General features: G+C 71.7%; 21 protein-coding genes. 11 read left to right on the top strand and 10 right to left on the bottom strand.

The annotated features are described in order from the left end of the window. Positions 1-7 precede the first annotated feature (7 nt). The 6 genes from DT019_RS23180 (at position 8) to DT019_RS23155 (ending at position 7,550) form a co-directional block, all read left to right on the top strand. A complete protein-coding gene (locus DT019_RS23180) occupies positions 8-1,525 on the top strand; it encodes a glycoside hydrolase family 3 protein (RefSeq protein ID WP_114038818.1) in 1,518 nt (505 codons plus the stop codon). Between the two features lie 787 nt (positions 1,526-2,312). Further along, the gene (locus DT019_RS23175; protein ID WP_114038817.1) at positions 2,313-3,383 is read left to right on the top strand and encodes a phytanoyl-CoA dioxygenase family protein; all 1,071 of its coding nucleotides are present in this window, start codon (positions 2,313-2,315) and stop codon (positions 3,381-3,383) included. Continuing rightward, the gene (locus DT019_RS23170) at positions 3,365-4,684 is read left to right on the top strand and encodes a DUF6271 family protein (RefSeq protein WP_114038816.1); all 1,320 of its coding nucleotides are present in this window, start codon (positions 3,365-3,367) and stop codon (positions 4,682-4,684) included. The genes DT019_RS23175 and DT019_RS23170 overlap by 19 nt, the downstream gene beginning before the upstream one ends. After that, entirely contained in the window at positions 4,677-5,849 is a 1,173-nt protein-coding gene (locus DT019_RS23165) for a type III PLP-dependent enzyme (protein WP_114038815.1), read from the top strand. Before DT019_RS23170 ends, DT019_RS23165 begins: the two co-directional genes overlap by 8 nt. Next, positions 5,850-6,368 (top strand): GNAT family N-acetyltransferase, encoded by a 519-nt coding sequence (locus DT019_RS23160; protein WP_114038814.1) that lies wholly within the window; start codon positions 5,850-5,852, stop codon positions 6,366-6,368. It abuts the gene before it with no gap. 6 nt (positions 6,369-6,374) lie between these two features. After that, positions 6,375-7,550 carry an MFS transporter gene (locus DT019_RS23155; protein WP_114038813.1) on the top strand — a complete coding sequence of 392 codons (1,176 nt, stop codon included), beginning with the start codon at positions 6,375-6,377 and terminating at the stop codon, positions 7,548-7,550. Positions 7,551-7,765: 215 nt separating this feature from the next. Here the strand turns inward: DT019_RS23155 and nagB are convergent, their stop codons facing one another. Further along, positions 7,766-8,551, bottom strand: coding sequence for a glucosamine-6-phosphate deaminase (nagB, locus tag DT019_RS23150; protein ID WP_114038812.1), 786 nt, complete (start codon positions 8,549-8,551; stop codon positions 7,766-7,768). Positions 8,552-8,705: 154 nt separating this feature from the next. On the opposite strand from nagB, the gene DT019_RS23145 reads away from it, so the two are divergent. Together DT019_RS23145 and DT019_RS23140 are read left to right on the top strand one after the other, a co-directional pair. After that, the gene (locus tag DT019_RS23145; RefSeq protein WP_114038811.1) at positions 8,706-9,776 is read left to right on the top strand and encodes an SIS domain-containing protein; all 1,071 of its coding nucleotides are present in this window, start codon (positions 8,706-8,708) and stop codon (positions 9,774-9,776) included. Between the two features lie 431 nt (positions 9,777-10,207). Beyond that, positions 10,208-11,674 (top strand): sensor histidine kinase, encoded by a 1,467-nt coding sequence (locus tag DT019_RS23140; RefSeq protein WP_114038810.1) that lies wholly within the window; start codon positions 10,208-10,210, stop codon positions 11,672-11,674. A 160-nt stretch (positions 11,675-11,834) separates the two neighbouring features. On the opposite strand, the gene DT019_RS23135 is transcribed toward DT019_RS23140, so the two are convergent. After that, positions 11,835-12,092, bottom strand: coding sequence for a WhiB family transcriptional regulator (locus tag DT019_RS23135; protein ID WP_004937597.1), 258 nt, complete (start codon positions 12,090-12,092; stop codon positions 11,835-11,837). A gap of 320 nt (positions 12,093-12,412) precedes the next feature. Further along, positions 12,413-13,378: a diacylglycerol/lipid kinase family protein gene (locus tag DT019_RS23130; protein WP_114038809.1), complete on the bottom strand. Its 966-nt coding sequence runs from the start codon at positions 13,376-13,378 to the stop codon at positions 12,413-12,415. Positions 13,379-13,472: 94 nt separating this feature from the next. Between DT019_RS23130 and DT019_RS23125 the strand changes: the two genes are divergently transcribed. Further along, a complete protein-coding gene (locus DT019_RS23125; protein WP_114038808.1) occupies positions 13,473-13,907 on the top strand; it encodes a hypothetical protein in 435 nt (144 codons plus the stop codon). A 36-nt stretch (positions 13,908-13,943) separates the two neighbouring features. On the opposite strand, the gene DT019_RS23120 is transcribed toward DT019_RS23125, so the two are convergent. From DT019_RS23120 to DT019_RS23110, 3 genes are all read right to left on the bottom strand, one after another. Beyond that, positions 13,944-14,894 (bottom strand): RNA polymerase sigma factor SigF, encoded by a 951-nt coding sequence (locus DT019_RS23120; protein ID WP_114038807.1) that lies wholly within the window; start codon positions 14,892-14,894, stop codon positions 13,944-13,946. After that, entirely contained in the window at positions 14,891-15,304 is a 414-nt protein-coding gene (locus DT019_RS23115) for an anti-sigma regulatory factor (RefSeq protein ID WP_053729847.1), read from the bottom strand. The genes DT019_RS23120 and DT019_RS23115 overlap by 4 nt, the downstream gene beginning before the upstream one ends. A gap of 290 nt (positions 15,305-15,594) precedes the next feature. Further along, positions 15,595-15,855 carry a UBP-type zinc finger domain-containing protein gene (locus tag DT019_RS23110; protein WP_114038806.1) on the bottom strand — a complete coding sequence of 87 codons (261 nt, stop codon included), beginning with the start codon at positions 15,853-15,855 and terminating at the stop codon, positions 15,595-15,597. A 66-nt stretch (positions 15,856-15,921) separates the two neighbouring features. Here DT019_RS23110 and DT019_RS23105 point away from each other — a divergent pair, with 66 nt between their 5' ends. Continuing rightward, positions 15,922-17,520 carry a Na+/H+ antiporter gene (locus DT019_RS23105; RefSeq protein ID WP_114038805.1) on the top strand — a complete coding sequence of 533 codons (1,599 nt, stop codon included), beginning with the start codon at positions 15,922-15,924 and terminating at the stop codon, positions 17,518-17,520. Positions 17,521-17,645: 125 nt separating this feature from the next. Here the strand turns inward: DT019_RS23105 and DT019_RS23100 are convergent, their stop codons facing one another. The 4 genes from DT019_RS23100 to DT019_RS23085 all read right to left on the bottom strand — a co-directional run bounded on the left by DT019_RS23100 (position 17,646) and on the right by DT019_RS23085 (position 21,162). Further along, the gene (locus DT019_RS23100; protein WP_114038804.1) at positions 17,646-18,551 is read right to left on the bottom strand and encodes a 1-aminocyclopropane-1-carboxylate deaminase/D-cysteine desulfhydrase; all 906 of its coding nucleotides are present in this window, start codon (positions 18,549-18,551) and stop codon (positions 17,646-17,648) included. Between the two features lie 77 nt (positions 18,552-18,628). Further along, entirely contained in the window at positions 18,629-19,219 is a 591-nt protein-coding gene (locus tag DT019_RS23095) for an N-acetylmuramoyl-L-alanine amidase (RefSeq protein ID WP_114038803.1), read from the bottom strand. Between the two features lie 133 nt (positions 19,220-19,352). Next, positions 19,353-20,543, bottom strand: a complete 1,191-nt coding sequence (locus DT019_RS23090) for a globin domain-containing protein (RefSeq protein WP_114038802.1) — start codon at positions 20,541-20,543, stop codon at positions 19,353-19,355. Between the two features lie 175 nt (positions 20,544-20,718). After that, positions 20,719-21,162 (bottom strand): RrF2 family transcriptional regulator, encoded by a 444-nt coding sequence (locus tag DT019_RS23085; RefSeq protein ID WP_114038801.1) that lies wholly within the window; start codon positions 21,160-21,162, stop codon positions 20,719-20,721. Positions 21,163-21,410: 248 nt separating this feature from the next. On the opposite strand from DT019_RS23085, the gene DT019_RS23080 reads away from it, so the two are divergent. Continuing rightward, on the top strand, positions 21,411-22,170 hold a 760-nt coding region (locus tag DT019_RS23080), incomplete at its 3' end, for a cyclic nucleotide-binding domain-containing protein (RefSeq protein WP_147267345.1).

The raw sequence follows: 22,170 nt of genomic DNA, 5'->3' as shown, positions 1-22,170 counted from the left end.
CCGCCCCATGACGACTATGACCACGGGTTCCGACACGCTGACCCGCGACGCCCTCGCCGTCCTCCAGCCCGGGTTCGTCGGCACCAGCGCGCCGGACTGGCTGCTGCGCCGCATCGGCGAAGGCCTCGCCTCCGTCGGGCTCTTCGGCCGCAACATCGTCGAGGCCCCCCAAGTGGCCGCGCTCACCGCCCAGTTGAGGGCCGAGCGGGACGATCTGCTGGTGGCCATCGACGAGGAGGGCGGCGACGTCACCCGCATCGAGGTCCGCACCGGCTCGTCCTTCCCGGGCAACCTCGCGCTCGGCGCCGTCGACGACGTGGAGCTGACCCGTGCGGTCGCCCGTGAGCTGGGCCGCCGGCTCGCCGAGTGCGGCGTCAACCTCAACTGGGCGCCGTCCGCCGACGTGAACTCCAACCCGGACAACCCCATCATCGGCGTCCGGGCCTTCGGGGCCGAGACCGATCTGGTGGCGCGGCACACGGCCGCCTACATCGAGGGCCTCCAGTCCGCCGGGGTCGCCGCCTGCACCAAGCACTTCCCCGGCCACGGCGACACCAACGTCGACTCGCACCACGCGATGCCGCGGATCGACGTGGATCTCGACACGCTGCACAGCCGTGAGCTGGTGCCTTTCCGTGCCGCGATCGCCGCGGGTTCCAAGTCGGTCATGAGTGCGCATATCCTGCTTCCCGCGCTCGACCCCGCCCGTCCCGCCACGCTCAGCCCGCGCATCCTCACCGGACTGCTGCGCGAGGAGCTCGGCTACGACGGGCTGATCGTCTCGGACGCGGTGGAGATGCAGGCCATCGCGGGGACGGTCGGCATCGAGCGAGGCTCCGTCCTCGCCATCGCGGCGGGCGCCGACGCCCTGTGCGTCGGCGGCGGCCTGGCCGACGAGGACACCGTGCTGCGCCTGCGCGACGCGTTGGTCAAGGCGGTACGGGACGGCGACCTGGCCGAGGAACGCCTGGCCGACGCCGCCGCACGGGTGCGTGCGCTGGCGGCGTGGACCCAGCGGGCCAGGGGGGACATGACGGCGCCGGGCGCGGCGGAGCAGGAGGGGACCGCGCCCGGCACCGGCGGTGACATCGGACTGGTGGCCGCGCGCCGCGCCGCCCGCGTCACCGCGTCCCCGTCGTGGCGCCCGCTGAAGGCGGCACCGTACGTGGCGACGTTCACGCCCGTCATGAACATCGCGGTGAGCAGCGAGACCCCCTGGAGCATCGGCGGCGAGCTCGCCGCCCTGCTGCCCGGCACCGAGGGCGGCACCTTCGGCACGGACAGCGCCGCCGCCGACGTGCTGGCGGCCGCGGGGGAGCGCCGGATCGTCGCGGTGGTGCGCGACGAGCACCGCCACCCGTGGATGGCGGCGGCCCTGGACGCGCTCCTCGCGGCCCGCCCGGACACGGTCGTGGTCGAGATGGGCGTGCCCCGGGCCACCCCGCGCGGCGCGCTGCACATCGCGACGCACGGCGCGGCGCGGGTGTGCGGCCGGGCGGCGGCGGAGGCCATCGCGGGCGTCTAGGACGCTTCCGAACCACGTGGCGGGGTGACGGCCGGCGGGCCGTCACCCCGCCACGTTTGCATATGCGGACGCCTTCACGTCCCGATGTCCAAAGGGGCCGAGTTTCGGTGTACGCGAGGGCCGACTTGGCGGGCCCTGGCGGAGGGTGCCGCTCCGGTTGCCCCGTCGAAGGGCCCTCAACTCGGCTGCGGACGGCTCTACTTGACAGTACGTATCCCCTCCGTGTCCGGTGCGTGAACCGGCCCGTTTTGCGACGCGCGCCCCGTCAACTTGGGGCTTGACACCGTAAGTTGGTCTAGTCCACCGTGGATGTACGCAAGATCGGTGTGGGTGCCCCCGATCCCGTGAGCGGCACCGAGCGCAAGGAGGTGGCAGACCCGGCCCTGTTCCTGTGGAGACCTCCGCTCTCCACCGGGTGACCGGCCGGCGCGAGGACGCGCCGAGCTCGACCAGTCCGGTCGCCGCGCCTCTGTTTGCCCTCGCAATGCCTGCCTGTGAACCGGTCGGCGCACGCCACGCCGAGGGTCCCGCATCGCCCGGCACCGCGCATGTCCCCGGCCCGGACGGCCGCGAAGGTGCGTGCCGGACGCGAGCACGACCGTATGCCGAAACCACCAGCCGCAGCGCTCCGCCGCCGACCGTGACCTCACCCGGCCGCCGGGCGGACCCGCTCCGGCCACCGCACCCTGCCACCCCTCTCCCGGAGCGCCCGCGCCCGGCCGCCGCCCGGCGCCGCCGGGAGCGGGGACCCCTTTGCCACCGACCGTTTGAACCCTGGAGTGATCGCATGCCGACACCCGACCGCTACCTCTACCGAGCCGCCTCCGACGTCCCCTATTTCAGCTCGGACGGCGGCGAGACCTACCTGGCCAGGACGCCGCTGCGGGACATCGAAAAGTCCCGCCCGCTGCGCGTCCTGTCCGAGGAGGACTTCGCGTTCTGGCAGACGTACGGCTATGTCGTCGTGAAGGAGGCCATCTCGGCCGACGCCGCCCGGCGCCTGCTCGACTTCGCCTGGGACTTCCAGGGCCTCGACCCCGAGCGCCCCGAGACCTGGTACTCCGAGGACCGCGTGTTCGCCTCGGAGCTCGAACAGCATCTGCACGTCTACGGGTTCGTGGAGGCCTACCACCACCAGCTCCTGTGGGACAGCCGGCAGACCCGACGGGTCTACGAGGCGTTCGCCGACGTGTGGGACTGCGAGGAGCTCTGGGTCACCCTCGACCGGCTCAACCTCAACCCGCCCAACGTCAAGGACCGTGACCGCGCGCTGATCGAACCCACCGACACGGGCTTCGACATCGAGCTGCACTGGGACGTGGACACCACGCTCGGTGTGCTGCCGCAGCGGGTCCAGGGGATCATCGCGCTCAACGACACTGCGGACGACCACGGCGGGTTCCAGTGCTCGCCCGAGCTGTTCCGCCGCTTCGAGGAGTGGAAGGTCGCGCAGCCCGCCGACCGGGACCCCATCAGGCCGAACGCCGACCGCGCCGAGTTCCCCGTGATCCGGCCCGAGCTCAAGGCCGGTGACCTGCTGATCTGGAACGGCCTGCTCGCGCACGGCGTGGCCCGCAACACCTCTGACAACGGTGTCCGCGCCGTGCAGTACCTCTCGATGATGCCCGCCCTGGAGTCCGACCACGAGGTGCGCAAGTCCCGCGTCGAGTCCTGGCGCAGCCTCTCCACCCCGGACTGGAACAAGACCCTGGTCGGCGACGCGCGGCGGCACGAGTCCCTCCGGTACCCGACCGCCACCCTCGACGACCTCGGCGCGAAGCTGCTCGGCCTCGAATCCTGGAACACCGCCGGGCCCGCGACCCCGAACGAGGAGCCCGCGTGCGACGCATCTGCCTGACGCTGCCCACCAACCGGCCCTGCGCCGCCACGATCGCCGCGGTGCACGCGGAGGCGCTCCACGCCGCCGCCCACTTCGAGGTCGAGGTCCACCTGCTGGTCCTGGACTCCTCCGACGCCGCTTCCCGAGCCGAACACGCCTCGGTCCTACGGGAGTTGGCGCCGACCGAGCGGGTCGCCGTCCACCACTTCGACGAGGCCCGCCAGCGGGACTTCCTCCAGCGCGTCATCGAGCGGTCCGGGGTCGCCAAGCCCGATCTGATGCTCGACCTCATGCTGCCCGCCGAGGTGTCCTACGGCGCCTGCACCAACCGGGCGTTCCTGCTCGCGAGCGCGCTCGGCTGCACCTCCGTCCACCGCAGGGACTCCGACAGCAGCTACCAGAGCCTGGACGGCGAACCCGTCTTCCCCATCCACCACGAGCTGCTCTCCCTCGGCAGGCGCGCGGTCGACGCGGTGCCCGGCGTCACCCGGACCCGGCTCGACCCGGCGGACGTCTACAAGCCGGTCGCGATGGTGGGCAGCTCGTTCGTGGGCGAGCTCTCCGTGGACATCGGCGAGATCCGGGAGCTGGACCCCGAGATCTACTACGAGGTGGTCGGCCTGTGGGCCGAGGCGGACGCCACGCCCGAGCAGCGGCGGGACCTGGTCGACGACTCGTTCGTCGGAGCGGGCACCGACCCCTTCACCCACGACGAGTCGACGCTGGGCACCCCCGACATCTGGCGGGTCGACATGTGCAACATCGGCCTCGACCACGAGGTGTACGAGCGCGTGCCGCTGCCGCCCGCGACCAGCACCATAGGCAGCGACTACTTCCTGCTGCACCTGGTGCGCGACGCGACGCTGCCCGGTGTGGTGCACAACCGGAACATCGTGAACTACTACACCCCCGAGCGGCGGACCGGCCCCGGGTTCACCGCCTACCAGCTGCGGTTCACCAAGTTCCTCCTGTCGATGCTCTACCTCTACCCGGTCTACACCGCGATGGAGGCGGCACGCGGGGCGCTCCTCGACGAACAGCACCACGTGCGCGCCGCCGAGATCGCCGACCTCGCCGGGCGGAGCGCGGGCACGGACCGCGCCGAGAACGTCCGCAGACTGGAGGTCCTGGACCGCTGCTACCGCCAACTGGGCGGAAAGTACGCCGACTTCGCCGACCATCTGCTACCGCTGCGCGAACGCCTCCTCGACGAGGCGCAGGCCGACATCGAGGACTTCGCGCTGCTCATCGAGGCCTGGGGACCGCTGGTCGCGGCGAGCCGTGCCGAAAGCCCGGCCCGGGGTGTCGACGATGCGTGAGAGCACGGCCATCCGGGCGGCCCTGGCGGCCGCCACTGACGACCGGATCTTCTTCGACCTCGACGGCATCGGCGCCCAGTACGCCGCCCTGCTGCGCGAACTGCCCGGCGTCGCGGTCCGGTTCGCCATGAAGGCGTGCCCGGTGGACGAGGTGCTGGACTGCCTGGCCGGGCACGGCGCGGGCTTCGACGCCGCGAGCCCGCGCGAGATCGAGCAGGCCATCAGGACCGGCGTTCCGCTCGACCGGATCCACTACGGCAACACCATCAAGTCCGACGAGAACATCGCCGACGCGTACCGCATGGGCGTACGCGACTTCGCGACCGACAGCGTCGAGGACGTGGCGGCGATCGCCCAACACGCCCCCGGCGCGCGGGTGTTCTGCCGCCTCGCCACCAGCGGCGAGGGAGCGCTGTGGGGCCTCAGCCAGAAGTTCGGCTGCTCGGCCGACGACGCCGTACGCGTCCTGGAGGCGGCCCGGGCGGCGGGCCTGAGCCCCTCGGGTCTCTCCGTGCACGTGGGCTCGCAGCAGATGACCTCGGAGGGCTGGCAGAGCGCCCTCGACGACCTGACGGATCTGGTGGCGGTCCTGAATGGGCGCGGGATCCTGCTCGACCGCGTCAACCTCGGCGGCGGTCTGCCCGCGCTCGGCTGCCTCGACAAGCGGGGCCGCCCGCTCGACCCGCCGCTCGACAAGATCTTCGCCGTGCTCCGCGAAGGAATGCAGCGCCTGAGCGAGGTGTCGGCCTCGCCGCTGGAGTTCCTCATGGAGCCGGGCCGCCACCTGGTGGCCGACCACGGCGCCATCCGGGCCCGCGTCTCACGGCTCTCGACCCGGCGCGGGCACGACGGCGAGCGCCAGAACTGGCTGTACCTGAGCTGCGGAAAGTTCAACGGGCTCTACGAGATGGACGAGTTGCAGTACCGCCTGGAGTTCCCCGGCCACGCGGGCGGCCGGTACGTACCGGCCGTCGTCGCGGGCCCCACCTGCGACAGCGACGACGCCTACGACCACGAGGCCGGACTCGTCCAGGTTCCCGCGGGCGCGGCGTCCGGTGACCCGGTCTGGATCCACTCCTGCGGCGCGTACGCCGTCGGGTACACGACCCAGGGCTTCAACGGCTTCGGCCCGCTGCCGTACACCTGCATCGGAGGATCACGGTAGATGCCCCTGTTGAAGACCGACCCCCTGCTGGGCACCGGCCTGCTCATCCGCCCGCTGGCCGAGCCCGACTGGGACGCCATCGTGGCCCTGGAGTCGCGCGCCTACGCGCACGACGGCCTGTCGGAGGGCCGCGAAGCCCTCAAGTCCCGTTATTTCGAGGGCACGTGCTTCGTCCTGGACCACGAGGGGCGCGTCGGCGGCTACCTCCTCGCGCTGCCCTACCCGCCGCTGTCCTGCCCGGACCTCAGCCGGGCCGAGGAGACGGGCCACCCTTCCCGCAACCTGCACGCGCACGACCTCGTCATCGCCGAGGAGCTGCGCGGCCGGGGCCTCGGGCCCCGCCTGCTCACCCATCTCCTCGACACCGCACGCGAGTCGGGGTTCGAGCAGATCTCCCTGGTGGCCGTCAGAGGCGCCCACGTCCTGTGGGCCCAACTGGGCTACCGCGCCCACCCCGAGGTCGAACTGCCGTCGAGCTACGGCGCGAACGCGGTGTACATGTCCATGAAAGTAGGCTGAATTCGCATGGTGCGCGTGCGCGATGAATACCGTCGATCCCAAGTGGCGATCGCGGCCCTGTTCTGCTTCCTCGGATTCCAGTACGCCACGTGGGTCTCCCGGATCCCCGCCCTGAAGACCAGGCTCGACCTCTCCGAGGCGGAACTCGGTCTGCTGCTCATGGTCTGCGGGGCGGGCGCGGCGATCTCCTTCCCGCTCGTGGCGGTGCTGACCAGGCGGCTCGGCTCGCGCCGGCTCGCCGTGCTGTCGGCGCTCGGCCTCGGCGCGGTCCTCCTCGCGCTGTCGGTCACGCCGGACTACCCCGTCACGCTGCTCATCGTCTTCTGCGACGGGATCGCGGTCGGCTGTCTGAACGTCGCGATGAACGCGCAGGCGGCCGCCCTTGAGGTCAAGTACCAGCGGACCACCATGGCCAGGATGCACGCGACCTTCAGCGCGGGCTCGCTGTGCGCGGCGCTGCTCGCGTCCGGCGTCACCTCGGTCTCCTCGGCCCTCCCGGCCCACTTCGGAACGGCCACGGCTCTGCTCGTCGTACTGGTCCTGGCGGCGCGGCCGGGTCTGCTCACGGCGGACGAGAGCGCGCCGGAAACCCCGGCTTCGGCCGAGAGCACGGGGAAGAAGCGGGGGCTGCCCCTGCCCACGCGGGTCACGATCTGGATGGGCCTGGCCATGGCGTTCGGCACCGTGACCGAGGGTGCGATGAACGACTGGTCGGCGCTCTACCTCAAGGACAGCGCGGGCGCGGCGGCGGAGCTGGCTCCGCTCGGCATCGCCGTCGTCTCGGTCATGATGGTGCTCGCCCGGCTCTTCGCCGACGGCTGGCGCACCAAGTGGGGCGACGACCGCGTGGTCCGGGTCGGCAGCGTGCTGGCGGGCGCGGGCCTGGCCGTGGCGCTGCTCGCCGGCGGAGTGGTCCCGGCGCTGCTCGGCTTCGCCTGCGTCGGACTCGGCATCGCGGCGGTGACGCCGTGTGTGTACGTGGCCGCCGCCCGCCAGGGCTCGGACGCCCTGGCGCTCGTCGCGGCCATGGGCACGACGGGTCTCCTCGCGGGCCCCGCGGCGATCGGCTTCATCGCCAACGGCACGAGTCTGGCGTGGGGAATGGGAGCAGTGGCGATCGCGGCCCTGGTGGTCTCCCTGTGCAGCACCCGAATAACCTTCCCCACCCTCACCAACACCTAGCCCCCCCTTTCACCCGGGGCACGAGGGGCCCCTTGGGGGCGCGGGGAACTGCGCGAGCAACACGGCACGGTCCGCGGCCGAGGGGGGCCTTTGGGGGCGCGGGGAACTGCGCGAGCAACACGGCACGGTCCGCGGCCGAGGGGGCTTTTGGGGGCGCGGGGAACTGCGCAAAGGCCACCCAGGCACCGGAACCCGCGCCCCGCGCCCCGCAGAGCCTAAAGCCCCTGCCACACCGGCTTGTTGGCAAAGGTGTGCCGAAAGTACGGCGCAAGCTTCAGCTTGGACGCAGCCGCCTCATCGACCACAACCGTCGCATGCTGATGCAACTGCAACGCCGACGCGGGCACCACCGCGGCAACCGGCCCCTCGACGGTCTGCGCGACCGCCTCGGCCTTGCCCTCGCCGGTGGCGAGCAGCACCAGGTGACGCGCCTCCAGGATCGTGCCGATGCCCTGGGTGATCACGTGGTGCGGCACCTGGTCGATGTCGTCGTCGAAGAACCGCGCGTTGTCGACGCGGGTCTGCTCGGTCAGCGTCTTGATCCGGGTGCGCGAGGCGAGCGAGGAGCAGGGCTCGTTGAAGCCGATGTGCCCGTCGGTGCCGATGCCCAGGATCTGGAGGTCCACGCCCCCGGCCGAGGCCAGCGCCAGGTCGTACGCCTCGCACGCGGCCTGCACGTCCTCGGCGGAGCCGTCCGGCCCGATGAAGGAGTCGGGGCCGAGCCCGAGCGGCTCGACGACCTGGCGGATGACGGTGGCCCGGTAGGACTCGGGGTGCCCGGCGGGCAGTCCGACGTACTCGTCGAGCTGGCAGACGCGGGCCGAGGAGACGTCCACGTCACCGGCGGCGACCTTCGCGGTCAGCGCGTCGTAGATCGGGATCGGGGTCGATCCGGTGGCCACGCCGAGCAGTGCGTCGGGCTTGCGACGCCACAGCGCGGCGATCGACTCCGCGATGAGCTCGCCGCCTGCCTTGGCGTCCGGGACGATGACAACTTCCACGTGGGCCTGCCGATCTGGAGACGTGAGTAACGGGCGTGGTATAGACCAATCTAGCAGAGGAGTGGTTTTCCGGCTGGCGGTCGCGCCCGCTCCCATGGTCGACTGAACGGGTTGCCGGAACGCATACGGAGACGGCCATTCGGAGGCACGGGACATGGCGCAGCCGCATTGGACCTCGAGTGAGCAGCCTGGGCGGATGATGTCCGGAGAGATGGCCGCGCAGCCGACCGTCCTGCGGCGCATCCTGGAGGACGGAGCCCCGCCCATCCGCGCGACCGCCGAGGCGATCGCCGCCCGCACACCCCGGTTCGTGCTCCTGACCGCGCGCGGCACCTCCGACAACGCCGCGCTGTACGCCAAGTACCTCCTGGAGATCCTGCTGGGCCTGCCCTGCGGGCTCACCTCGATGTCGACGACGACCGCCTACGGCGCGCGGCCCGACCTCAGGGACGTCCTGGTGGTGACCGTGAGCCAGTCCGGCGGCTCCCCGGACCTGGTGGCCTCGACCCGGGCGGCCCGGCAGGCCGGGGCGATCACCCTGGCCGTCACCAACAACGCGGACTCCCCGCTGGCCGCGGTCTCCGAGCACCACATCGACATCCTGGCCGGACCGGAGAAGGCCCTGCCCGCGACGAAGACGTACACGGCGTCGCTGCTCTCGCTCTACCTGCTCGTCGCGGGGCTCCGCGGCGGCGAGGGTGCCTCGGCCGCGAAGGCGCTGCCCGGTCTGGCCGCGCAGGTGCTGGCCCGCCAGGACGAGGTGCGCGCGCTCGCGGCCCGGTACCGGTTCGCCGAGCGCATGGTCATCACCTCGCGCGGCTACGGCTACCCGACCGCGAAGGAAGCGGCCCTGAAACTGATGGAGACGAGCTACATCCCCGCGCTCGCCTACTCCGGAGCCGATCTGCTGCACGGCCCGCTCGCCATGGTCGACAACATCTCGCCGGTGATCGCGGTGGTCCCCGACGGCCGCGGCGGCGAGGCGCTGCGACCCGTGCTCGACCGGCTGCGCGGCCGGGGCGCCGACCTGTTCGTGGTCGGCCCCGAGCGCCAGGTCGAGGCGGCGTCGGCGGGCTTCGTCCTGCCGACGGGCGGCTTGGCCGAGGAGCTCCAGCCCATCCTGGAGATCCTGCCGCTCCAGCTCCTCGCGTACGAGGTGACCATCGCCCGGGGCCAGGACCCGGACGCGCCCCGGGCCCTGGCCAAGGTGACCGAGACGCACTGACTCCCGGCCGGCTCGGGCGAGCGCGCCGCGAGGGGGCCGCCCGCGCCGAAGCCGAAGCCGTCGCCGGGGCCGCCGTGCTTGGCGTGACCGCCGGTTCTGCCGCAGGATGGACCCCGGGACCGACGTGAGGACTGACCGCAGCGGGCGCACGCGATATTTCGCGGTGCGCGCGGATGGACAGGGCAGAATGGTCTAGTCCACAATGAACACACACCGAACTTCCGCCCACCCCGCACAGGCGGGCGGAACCGAGGCCCCGGCGCTCTCTGCCCTGACCGCGCCGTGACCTCCCTTGAAGGCCGGGGGGACCGCACACCCGCCGGTCGGCAACCGGGCTGCGGTGCCCGGGCGGGCTGAGGGTCCCGTCCAGGCGCCGCGGCCCGCAGTCCTTCGGGCCGGTTCTTCGCGGGTACGCTCACAGCGTGCCCTCCATGAACGACCTCGTACGCCAGCACACCGCTCTGAGTGAGTCCGACCTCGAGTGGCTCCACCTGCTGGTCTCGGAGTGGCAGCTGCTCTCCGACCTGTCCTTCGCCGACCTGGTGCTCTGGGTCCCCACCCTGGACGGCACGCGCTACGTGTCGGTCGCGCAGATGCGGCCCAACACCGGCCCCACCTCCTACCAGGACGACATGGTCGGCCACCTGGTCCCGCGCGGCCGGCGCCCGCTCCTGGACGCCGCGCTGGACGAGGGCCGCATCGTGCGCGAGGGCGACCCGGAGTGGCGCGAGGAGGTCCCGGTCCGCGTCGAGTCCATTCCGGTACGCCGCGAGGGCCGCGTCCTGGGCGTCATCGCCCGGAACACCAACCTGCTCACCGTGCGTACCCCCTCGCGGCTCGAACTCACCTATCTCCAGTCCGCCTCCGACCTCGCCCAGATGATCGCCGCCGGGTCCTTCCCCTTCCCCGGCCAGCAGGTCGACATGGACGCCTCGCCGCGCGCCGGTGACGGCCTGATCAGGCTGGACGCGGACGGCATCGTCCAGTACGCCTCGCCCAACGCGCTCTCCGCGTACCACCGGCTCGGGCTCGCCTCCGACCTCGTCGGGCAGCACCTGGGCCAGCTCACCGCCGAACTCGCGCCGTCGCGCGGCCCGGTGGACGAGGCCATCGCCAAGCTGGCCAGCGGGTACGCGCCCCGGGAGGCCGAGGTGGAGGGCAACGGCGGGGTGATCCAGCTGCGCGCCATCCCGCTCAAGCCGAAGGGGCCGCGCATCGGCTCGCTGGTGCTGCTGCGGGACGTGACCGAACTGCGCCGCCGCGAGCGGGAGTTGATCACCAAGGACGCCACCATCCGGGAGATCCACCACCGGGTGAAGAACAACCTCCAGACGGTGGCGGCGCTGCTCAGGCTCCAGGCCCGCCGGATGGATTCCGACCAGGGCCGCGAGGCGCTCAACGAGGCGGTCCGGCGCGTCGGTTCGATCGCGATCGTGCACGAGACGCTGTCCCAGAACCTGGACGAGCGCGTCGAGTTCGACGAGATCGCCGACCGGGTGCTCGCGATGGTGGCCGAGATCTCGCCCGGCACCATCAGCTGCCGCCGCACCGGCCGCTTCGGCATACTCGACGCCGAGGTCGCGACGCCGCTGTCGATGGTCCTGACCGAGGTGCTGCAGAACGCCCTGGAGCACGCCTTCGCGCCGGGGGAGCAGGGTTCGGTGGAGGTCGCGGCGCTGCGCGGCGGCACCCGCGAGGACGCCCGGCTGCTGATCACGGTGCGGGACGACGGCCGGGGGCTGCCCGACGGCTTCGACCCCCAGCGCACCGGCAATCTGGGCCTGCAGATCGTAAGGACCCTGGTGGAGGGCGAGTTGGGCGGCGCCTTCGACATGGTGCCGGCGCCCGGGCGCGGCACCAAGGTCGTCCTCGACATCCCGGTCCGCGCCCAGAAGTAGCCGGGCGAAGCAGCCGGGCCCCAAGAGCAGCGAGCCCCGAACCGTGAAGAACGGTTCGGGGCTCGAATGCTGTGGGTTACTGCTGCGCGCTGCGGCTCGGGGGGCGGTGAGTGCGTACGCTCTGTACGCGCCGCGCGGTGCTAAGGCAGGAAGTGGGGGCTCAGGCGGTCGCGTTGCGCGCCCGGTTGCGAGCGGCACGGCGCTTCATCGCGCGGCGCTCGTCCTCGCTGAGGCCACCCCAGACGCCGGAGTCCTGGCCGGACTCGAGCGCCCACTGCAGGCACTGCTCCATGACGGGGCAGCGGCGGCAGACGGCCTTGGCTTCCTCGATCTGCAGCAGCGCAGGACCGGTGTTGCCGATGGGGAAGAACAGCTCGGGGTCTTCCTCACGACAAACGGCGTTGTGACGCCAGTCCATGGCTGCTACCTCTCTTGGTGTTACGTGCAGGGGGGTGCTTGTGAATGTGAACGCTTTCACGAATCCCTCAACAAGGGAAGGGCCATCTTCCAGTTGGACTGGTGGTGGTCCGAGTTTGAGGAGGGGTTCTGGCTCTCAGTGGAGGCCGGTGTTGCGGGCCGTCCCGATCGCCATGTAGAGATTCGCAAACCTCGGCGGCGGATACAACCCCTTCAGGAAAGTTTTTTTGGATTCCTCGGTGTCGACTGGGTCACAGTCGTACTTCCATGGGGTGGATGCCAGCCTAAACGTTCGAGTGAAAGGACTTTGGGCCCTTCCACTCACACAATCACACGCAGTGCACGGCGTACGCCTGTGAACGCGACGCTGGTACGCAGGCCCAGGTGGTCGCCGTCCATCTGGAAGGGGAGCGGGGCCTTGGAATGCAAGGTGAAGTCCGTCAGGTCGTGCAGGGATACCGCGTGCTTGCCGTGCGGACCCCGGTCAGGGCTGGAAGTGAGCAGCTGGGTCGCGTAACGCGTCGCGGAGGGCGCGGTCATCTTGGTGAGCGCGAGCACGTCCAGGGCCGCCTCGAAGGAGGCCTCGGGGGAGGCGTACAGCGGACGATTGCCCAGGTAGGTGTAGGGGGAGGTGTTGCAGACTATCGACAGGACCAGGTTCTCGACCGGCTCGCCGTCCGGCCGCTCCAGGGTGATCTGGCCGTGCCTGCGGTGCGGCTCGCCGAAGAACTGCCGGGCCACCTGGCGCAAATAGAGCGAGTGCGTCGAACGCTTTCCGCGCTCCCGCTGCTGTTCGACCCGGCCGACCACACCCGCGTCGAATCCGAACCCGGCACAGAAAGTGAACCAGCGTTCCGGGACGCCCTCGTCGACGGTGCCCGGGGCTCCGGCGGCGAGGCCCAGGCTCACCGTCCGGCTGCGGTTCTCGCGCAGCGCGTCGAGAATGACACCGGTCGACTCCACGGCGTCATTGGGCAGCCCGAGCGCCCGCGCGAACACATTCGTGGAACCGCCGGGAACCACCGCGAATTCGGGAAGCTCCGGGCTCGGCCCGTTGTGCAGCAGACCGTTGACGACCTCGTTGACCGTGCCGTCGCCGCCGAGCGCCACCACGAGGTCGATGTCGTTGCTCTCGGCCGCCCGCCGGCCCAGGTCCTTGGCGTGCCCGCGGTACTCCGTGGTCACCGCCTCCAGCTTCATCTCGCTGGCCAGCGCGTGGATGAGGACGTCACGCGTACGCGCACTGGTGGTGGTAGCCGCCGGATTGACCACGAGAAGTGCACGCATGGGCGCCAGACTACCTACCGGGGGGTATTGGGGCGCACTTGGGCCGGGACGCCCGGTCCGGGGCCGGGCGGTCGCCGCGGGCTACCCTGGCTGGGTGAGTACTGAGCAGACCCCCGAAGCCTCCGCCGAACCGCGCCCCGGCCGGCTGACCGCCGCGGCGGCGCTGTCCGCGCTGGAAGGGCTCGCCCTGGTCGCCGGTGGCCTCTACATGCTCGTGATGGGCCTGACCGGCAAGCCCGACCGGCCCACCCAGGCCGAGACGGGCGGTCTGACCCTGGTGGTCCTCGGCCTGATCCCGCTGATCGCCGCCCGCGGCCTGCTGCGCCGCCGCAGCTGGAGCCGGGGCCCTGCCATGATCACCCAGATCATGGCGCTGCCGGTCGCCTGGATGTTCCTGAACTCCGACGGGGCGCCGTGGATCCCGGCGGGCATCGTGCTCGCGGCGGTCGCCGTCACCGGCCTCGTACTCCTGGTGAACCCGGCCACGACCAAGGCGCTCGGGATTCGCGGGCCGATGCGCGACGCGTGACCGGAAAGGGTCCGGAGGCGCGCCCCCGGACCCCGGCTACTCCTCGACGAGGAGCTTCTCGCGCAGCTGGGCCAGGGTGCGGGCCAGCAGGCGCGACACGTGCATCTGCGAGATGCCGACCTCCTGCGCGATCTGCGACTGGGTCATGTTCCCGAAGAAGCGCAACAGCAGGATCCGCTTCTCCCGCGGCGGAAGGTCCTCCAGGAGCGGCTTGAGGGACTCGCGGTACTCGACGCCCTCCAGCGCCTCGTCCTCCGCGCCCAGGGTGTCCGCCACCGCAGGGGACTCGTCGTCCGTGTCCGGCACGTCGAGGGACAGAGTGGAGTAGGCGTTGGCCGACTCCAGGCCCTCCAGGACCTCTTCCTCCGAGATGCCGAGCCGCTCGGCCAGTTCGTGCACCGTCGGCGAGCGGCCGTGCTGCTGGGACAGCTCGGCGGTCGCCGTGGTGAGGGCGAGCCGCAGCTCCTGGAGCCTGCGCGGCACCCGCACCGCCCAGCCCTTGTCCCGGAAGTGCCGCTTGATCTCGCCCACCACGGTGGGCGTCGCGTACGTCGAGAACTCCACGCCCCGCTCGGGGTCGAACCGGTCCACCGATTTGATCAGGCCGATCGTGGCCACCTGGGTCAGGTCGTCCAGCGGCTCGCCCCGGTTGCGGAAGCGCCGCGCGAGGTGCTCGACCAGCGGCAGGTGCATCCGGACCAGCTGATTGCGCAGCTCGGCCTTCTCCACGGAGCCGTCGGGCAGCTTGCGCAGCTCGATGAACATCGCCCGCGCCCCGCTGCGATCGTGTGGATCGTGGTGCCTGTGCTCGATGTGCTCGCTCATAAGGGCCGCCCGCTCTGCCTGCTCCGCCGCGTACAAAACGCCATCTGGGCCATCCACAGGGCTGTCCACCGGGTGCGGCCGGGCCTGCTGCTCCGGGATGCCCGCGGGGCGCACCGCTTCCGGAATGCGCCTGTCGTCCCGCACCGGACCCTCCCCGCTCACGCCGGTCCGGGTCCCGCGCCGCGCTGTTTGTACAGGCTGATGGAGACCGTGCGGTCCTCGGCCACGGAGGAGTCGACCTTGCCGGCCAGGGCGGAGAGCACCGTCCACGCGAAGGTGTCGCGCTCCGGGGCCCGCCCGTCGGTGGTCGGGGCCGAGACCGTGACCTCCAACGAGTCGTCGACGAGGCGGAAGACGCAACTCAGTACCGAGCCCGGCACCGCCTGCTGGAGCAGGATCGCGCAGGCCTCGTCGACCGCGATGCGCAGGTCCTCGATCTCGTCGAGGGTGAAGTCCAACCGTGCCGCCAGTCCGGCCGTGGCCGTACGCAGCACCGACAGATAGGCACCCGCAGCCGGCAGCCGGACTTCCACGAAGTCCTGATTCCCGGGCTCGCCTGCGATCTGGGACACCCTCACCTCCAAGGTGGCACAAGCTCTTTCAAGGCCCGGGGAGGGGGGAGGTCCCGGGGCCGTGGGTACGGGGTCCGTACCTGGACTGGCGACGCTATCGCGATCCATGGTGCCCTGTCGCCGGAAGCCCTCCCGGCGGCTGTCACTCATGGTAAGCCTATGAGTACGGACAGTGGCTAGAGGTTTGCAGGGCCCAATTGCTGTGAACCGAGACCGGGTTGACGTACCCAGGCGTCAAGGGCTTCGAACCTTTCCTCACGCTCTGGACGAAGAGCGGCGGGCCACCACTCTCACACCAGCAGGCCGTCCACGAAACACCAGCGCCAGCTCTCGCCGGGCTCGAAGGTCCGCATCACGGCGTGCCCCGTCTCCTTGAAGTGGCCCGTCGCGTGCTGGTGCGGCGAGGAGTCGCAGCACCCCACGTGCCCGCAGACCAGACACAGGCGCAGTTGTACGGGGTGCGTGCCGTCCTTCAGGCACTCCGGGCAGGTGTCGCCCAGCGGGGCCGGCTCGGGGCGCGGCAGTTCTGCAACGTGCGGGCACTCGCTCATGATGGCCAGGTTACGACGGAGCGCCCGGTGCGGGTGAGTGCGGGTGAGTGGGGACGGACGGTTCTGATGGATGCATTGCCGCTGGTGGCGCTGATCGCGGCGAGCGCGGCGGTCGCGGGGGCCGCGCGCAGGACGCCGGTGCCCGCGCCGCTGCTCCTGGTGGCGGTGGGACTGATCGGGGCGTACGTGCCCGGCGTCCCCGACTACACCCTGGACCCGCACGTCGTGCTGCCGCTGGTGCTGCCCCCGCTGCTGCACACCGCCGCCCTGGAGAGCTCCTACCTCGACCTGCGGGCGAACCTGCGGCCGGTGGCGCTGCTCTCCGTCGGCTACACGCTGTTCGCGACGGTGGTGGTGGGCTACCTCGCGTATCTGCTCGTGCCCGATCTCCCGCTGACCGCGGCGCTGGTGCTCGGCGCGGTGATCGCCCCGCCGGACGCCGTGGCGGCCACCGCGATCGCCCGCCGGCTGCGCCTGCCGAACCGGATCACCACGATCCTCCAGGGCGAGTCCCTGGTGAACGACGCGACCGCGATCACCGCGTACAAGGTGGCGCTCGCGGCGGCCGTCGGGGCGGGGGCCACGTGGGGCGGCGGGCTGAAGGAGTTCGCGCTCGCGTCGATCGGCGGCATCGGGGTCGGGCTCGTCCTCATGCTGCCGATCCACTGGCTGCGCCGCCATCTTCACGAGGCGCTGCTCCAGAACACGCTGTCGCTGCTCATCCCGTTCGTCGCGTACGCGGCGGCGGAGCAGGTGGGGGCCTCGGGGGTGCTGGCGGTCGTGGTGGTGGCGCTCTATCTGGGCCACCGCTCCTGGCAGGTGGACTTCGCGACCCGGCTCCAGGAGGAGGCGGTGTGGAAGATGGTCGCCTTCGTCCTCGAATCGGCGGTGTTCGCGCTGATCGGACTGCAAATGCCGGTCGTGCTCAAGGGACTTGGGGAGTACGGGGTCGGGGAGGCGGTCTGGTACGCGGTGGGGGTGTTCGCGCTCGTGGTGGTGGTCCGCTTCGTCTGGGTCTTCCCGGCCACGTTCCTGCCGCGCGCCCTGTCCGAGAGGATCCGGCAACGCGAGCCCGGGGTCGAGTGGACGGCGCCGGTCGTCGTGGGGTGGGCCGGGATGCGCGGTGTGGTCTCGCTGGCCATCGCCTTCTCGATCCCGCTGACGATGACGGACGGCTCGGCCTTCCCGGCCCGCAACCTGGTGCTGTTCCTCACCTTCACGACGGTCATCGGCACGCTGGTGGTCCAGGGGCTCACGCTGCCGCCGCTGATCCGGATGCTCCGGCTGCCCGGGCGGGACGCACAGGCCGAGACGCTGGCCGAGGCGCAGGCCCAGAGCGAGGCCTCCCGGGCCGCCGAGGCCCGCCTCGACGAGCTCCTCGCCGACTCGCGCAACGCCCTGCCGCCGCCGCTGGCCGACCGGCTGCGCACGGTCCTCGAACGGCGGCGCAACGCGGTGTGGGAGCGGCTCGGGGCGGTCAACGAGGCGACGGGGGAGTCGGCGGACGACACGTACCGGCGGCTGTCCCGGGAGATGATCGACGCGGAGCGGCGGGTGTTCGTGGCGCTGCGCGATGCCCGTCGCATCGACGACGAGATGATGCGGACGTTGCTGCGGCGGCTGGACCTGGAGGAGGCGGCGGCCTACCGGGAGGGCGAGGCGTAGGGCCCCGGGTCGAGGATGCCGCCGGCCCGCACCGGTACGGCCAGGGGTGCGGGGAACCGCGCGAGGAACCCGCACGGTCCGCGGCCGAAGGCCCGCGCCCGCCCGGCCCCGTGCCCCCGGAGGGTTCAGGGAACGGGCGGGGCGGGGGAGAAGGGGCGGCCCGTCAGGACCGCCGTCACCCGCGTGCCCCGCCCGAACGCCCCCTCCTCCACCAGCGTCACCAGTCCGTACAGCAGCTTCGCCACGTACACCCGCTCCACCCCCACCCCGTGCCACTCCTCGAAATCCCGCGCGAAGGCGTCCAGTTCGGCCGGGACCCGGGCGTAACCGCCGAAGTGGAAGCGGTCGTCCAGGGTCCACGCGCCCCGCACCCCGCCGAACGCCGAGCGTTGCAGAGCCTCTATCTCCTCCGTCAGGAAGCCGCCCTTCAGGACCGGCACCCCGATCGCGCGCTGGCCGGGGGCGAGGCCCGCGGCCAGGCCGGCCAGGGTGCCGCCGGTGCCGCAGGCCACGCCGACCACGTCCGTCAGCCCGCGCAGCTCCTCGCCGAGCGCCGTACACCCCCGCACGGCAAGGGCGTTGCTGCCGCCTTCGGGCACGACGTACGCATCGGGGGAGAGGAGGTCCAGGAGGGCGGCGAGGACCTCGGGGTCGGCCTTGCGGCGGTACGTCGACCGGTCGACGAAGTGGAGCCGCATGCCGTCCGCCGCGCACTGGGCCAGGGACGGGTTGAGCGGGCGGCCGGCCAGTTCGTCGCCCCGGACGACGCCGATCGTGGGGAAGCCGAGCAGGCGCCCGGCGGCGGCGGTCGCGCGGAGGTGGTTGGAGTAGGCGCCGCCGAACGTCAGGACGGGGCGGCCCTCGGCGGCCCGCAGGTTCAGCACCAGCTTGCGCCACTTGTTGCCGACGAGGTCCGGGTGGATCAGGTCGTCCCGCTTGAGCAGCAGACGTACCCCGTGCCGCGCGAAGCGCTCGTCCTCCACTTCCTCCAGGGGAGAGGGGAGGCGGGGGGCGAGCGCTTCGGGGGTCATGTCCTCATTGTCACGTCGGCGGCCGGGTGCCACCTCGTGGACCCGCGCCGACTGGCAGGGCGGGGCCGCCCCGCCGTTCACTTCAGCCGCTCGTGGACCCGCTCGCGCAGCCAGTCCATCGTGAACCCGCGCGGGTCCACCTTGCCGACCTGCCACTCCTTGTGGCCGATGACGGAGCGCTCGGTCCAGCCGTAGTGGCGGCAGACGGCAGCGGCCGCCTTCTCGATGGCGTCGAGCTGGGCCTGCGGCCAGGGGTCCTCGCCGTCGCCCAGGTTCTCGCACTCGAAACCGTAGAAGTGCGTGTTCCCGTCGGTGTCGTTCCGCAGCGGCGGCGGCAGCCGTTTCTCGGCGATCACGGCGCGGAGCACGTCGCCGTCGCCCGCGCCCGCGTGGTTGGCGCGGCCGTTGCCGACGAGGTGCACCGTGCCGTCCTTGGTGATCACGCCGTGGCAGAGCGGGCCCGGCAGGGAGTCGTAGCCGTCGTAGCAGAGACGGACCGTGGCGTCGGCCCCGCTGGTGGCGGTGTGGTGGATGACGACGCCGTTGAGCGGACCCCAGCCGCCGTGGCCGGCCCGGTTGTGGCCGCGCCACTGGCCGACCTCCACGACGGTGAGGCCCTCGGCGCGCAGGGCGGCGAGGAACTGGTCTGCGGACAGGGGAGGGGCCATGGCCGCCTCCTTCCAGAGCGGTGCGGAATATCTCGTACCGCTTGTACCCCAACTTCCGCTATGAGGCGATCTGTTCGGTTTGCCGTGCGAGCCGATCCGGACAGGCGCGGTCCGCGGACCGCGCCTGTCCGGCTCAGTCCTGGGCCAGCCACAGGTCCGGACCGAACACCTCGTAGTGGATGTCCGCCGCCGGTACGCCCTTGGCGAGCAGCTGGGTGCGCACCGCGCGCATGAACGGGAGCGGGCCGCACAGGTAGGCGCGGGTGCCGGGCGGGACCGGGAGCGCTGTCAGGTCGACCAGGCCGGTGCGCTCGGCCGGGTGGCCGGGCTCCGGGTTCTCGTACCAGAAGTGGGCGGCCGCGTCCGGGAGTTTGGCGGTGAGCGCCGCGTGGTCGTCGCGCAGCGGGTGCTCCGCGGGGGAGCGGTCGGCGTGCACCACCGTCACCGGGGCGCGGTGGCCGTCGGCCACCAGCTGCTCCAGCATGGACAGCATCGGGGTGCAGCCGATGCCCGCGGACGCGAGCAGCAGCGGGGCCCCGCTCAGGTCGAGCACGAGGTCGCCGTACGGGGCCGAGACGCGCAGCACGTCGCCCTCGCCGACGTGGGCGTGCAGGTGGCCGGAAACCTCGCCGTCCGGGTCGCCCTGGACGCGCTTGACGGTGATCGAGCGGAGCTCGCCGCCCGGCGCCGAGCTCAGGCTGTACTGGCGTATCTGGCGTGCCCCGTCGGCGAGTTCGACCTGGACCGAGACGTACTGGCCGGGCTTGCAGGCGGGGGCGGGCGCGCCGTCGGCGGGGCGCAGCCGGAAGGTGGCGCAGTCCGCGGTCTCCTCGGTGCGGCCCACCACGGTCCACTCGCGCCAGACGTCCCCGGCGAGCACGCCCTGCTCCTCGTACAGCCGGGCCTCGATGGCGATCAGGGCGTTCGCCATCAGCCAGTACACCTCGTCCCAGGCCTCGGCGACCTCGGGCGTCACGGCCTCCGCGAGCACCTCGGCGATCGCGGCGAAGAGGTGCTCGTGGACGATCGTGTACTGGTCGGCGGTGACGCCCAGCGAGGCGTGCTTGTGGGCGATGCGGCTCAGCATCACGTCCGGGCGGTCCTCGGGGTGGTCCACCAGGTACGTCGCGAACGCCGCTATGGATCCGGCGAGCGCCCGCTTCTGGAGGCCCGCGGCCTGGTTGCCCCGGTTGAACAGGTCGCGCAGCAGCTCGGGGTGGGCGGCGAAGAGCCGCTCGTAGAAGCGCTCGGTGATGGTGCCGATGGCCGCTCCGACGGCGGGGAGGGTGGCGCGGACGGTCGCGGTCGACTTCTCGGACAACATCGAGAGGCTCCTTCGGTGCTGGTGTGCCTGGTGGGCCTTGCCGGGGGCGCGGCAGGGCGCGGGACGGCGGGGTCGGGGGCGGATGAATTTAATCGGTATCTGAGATTCGTATTTAGCGGCGCGGGCCGGTGCGGATCGGCCCGCTGCGATGGTGACCGGGCGGGGTTGGGGTGGCTCAGCGGCTGGTGAGGCCCACCAGGAGCGGGCCGGTCGGCGAGGCCACGAGGTCGTTGACCGTCAGTTCGTCGAGCGACTCGTAGAAGGCCTCCTGTGCGCGGTGCAGCGCCCGCCGCAGGCGGCACGCCGCCGCGAGCGGACACGGCGTCGACCCCTCGCACTCCACGACGTCGCCCGGCCCTTCGAGCTCGCGCACCAGGCCCCCGACGGAGGCGAGGCGACCGGCCGGGGTCAGGGTGAGCCCGCCGCCCCGGCCGCGCCGTGCCTCGACGAGGCCGAGGCGCTGGAGCCGGGCGACGACCTTCGCGGTGTGCGTGTACGGAATGCGCATCGCGTCCGCCACCCCCTGCGTGGTGGGCGGGGCCTGGTCGTCCGCGTTGTCGATGACCGCCAGGCGCATGAGGACGCGCAGCGCCAGGTCGGTGAATCTCGTCAGCCGCATGGCAGCAAGATATGTAACTTGCATCTTCCGTGCAAATTAAGCGTGCGCCGCAGAACGGTCATCGGTTCGGTGCACCGAGGGTGGGGAAGACGGGGGCGCGCGGGGGCCGTTCGAGCGCTTCGCGGCGGCTGCCCGCCCGGCTGGTGTTCTAATCCCACTCATTTGAGTAATGGCGCCGGGACTCTCCGTGCTGGAAGTGTTCTCAGGGCAGTCCGACTTCAAGATCGTAAGAGCTCAGAAGGAGTCACATGTCGGTCGAGGCAGGCCCCGAGAACCGTGCGCAGCAGAGTCTCGGCACAGCCGCCGCGCGCAACTTGGCCACCACTACCAAGTCCGTGCCGCAGATGCAGGAGATCACCTCCCGTTGGCTGCTGCGGATGCTGCCTTGGGTCCAGGTCCAGGGCGGCACGTACCGGGTGAACCGCCGGCTCAGCTATTCGGTGGGGGACGGGAGGATCACCTTCGTCCAGACCGGCGAGCGGGTGGCCGTCATCCCGGCCGAGCTGGGCGAGCTGCCCGCGTTGCGGGACTACGAGGACGAGGCCGCGCTCACCGAGCTGGCCAACCGGTGCGAGCAGCGCGAGTTCGCGGCGGGCGAGACGATCGCCACCGCGGGCGATGTCACCGACCGGGTGTTCCTGCTCGCGCACGGCCGTGTCGAGAAGATCGGCACCGGCCCCTACGGCGACGAGACGGAGCTCGGCTTCCTCGCGGACGGCGCCCACTTCGGCGAGCAGGCGCTGGTCTCCGGCGAGGCCGTCTGGGAGTGCACCTTCCGCGCCACCACGGCCTGCACCGTCCTGGTCCTGTCCCGGGCCGACGTGCTCAACCTCGCGGAGCGCTCCGAGTCGCTGCACGACCACCTCGCGTCGGTCTCGGGCCTGCCGGAGCAGCGGACCAACACCTACGGTGAGGCGGCGATCGACCTCTCGGCGGGGCATGTCGGTGAGGCGGTCATTCCGCATACGTACGTCGACTACGAGGGCTCGCCGCGTGAGTACGAACTCT

Origin of the sequence: Streptomyces sp. SDr-06, from assembly GCF_003324565.1 — a bacterium.
Lineage (GTDB): Bacteria > Actinomycetota > Actinomycetes > Streptomycetales > Streptomycetaceae > Streptomyces.
This window is presented reverse-complemented; position numbering and strand designations above follow the sequence as displayed.